Source organism: Mycobacterium sp. IS-1496, assembly GCF_001499995.1.
In the GTDB taxonomy this organism is placed as follows: Bacteria; Actinomycetota; Actinomycetes; order Mycobacteriales; family Mycobacteriaceae; genus Mycobacterium.
The window spans coordinates 1-535 of the sequence record NZ_LQIU01000072.1 but is presented as its reverse complement, the minus strand read 5'-3'; the positions used below and the strand labels follow the sequence as shown (position 1 = coordinate 535).

The window sequence follows — 535 nt, the reverse complement described above, 5'->3', positions numbered from 1 at the left end:
AGCTGCCGTGGTTCGGCCCGCCGATGAGTGCGCCCTCGATGGCGACCGCGCGGCTGATGGAGACCTGGGCGCACGGGCTCGACGTCGCCGACGCGCTCGGCGTGCGGCGGGTGCCGACCGCACGGTTGCGGTCCATCGCGCACATCGGGGTCCGCACCCGCGACTTCGCCTTCGCCGTGCACGGGCTGCCCGTGCCGGGCGAACCGTTTCACGTGGAACTGAACGCGCCCGACGGGTCGCGGTGGACCTGGGGACCGGCCGACGCGCCACAACACGTCACCGGTTCCGCCGAGCACTTCTGCTTCCTGGTCACCCAGCGCCGACCCCGCGACGAACTGGATGTGACGGCGGTGGGACCGGACGCCGAGCAGTGGCTGGACATCGCCCAGGCGTTCGCCGGCGGGGGGGGCCGGGGCCGCGGCTAGCCGCGCTTGCCGTTCCCCTTGCCGTTGCCGTTGCCCCTGCCGTTGTTCCCAGGCCCCTTCGGCTTCTCGATCTCCGGAGGCTGCACCTGCGCAGGCTGCTCGGCGACCGG

General features: G+C 73.5%; 1 protein-coding gene. It reads left to right on the top strand.

The genetic code is table 11. The features are described 5' to 3' along the window. Positions 1-425 (top strand): maleylpyruvate isomerase family mycothiol-dependent enzyme (locus AU195_RS23465; protein ID WP_157531232.1); only part of this gene is annotated, 425 nt, incomplete at its 5' end. Positions 426-535 lie beyond the last annotated feature (110 nt).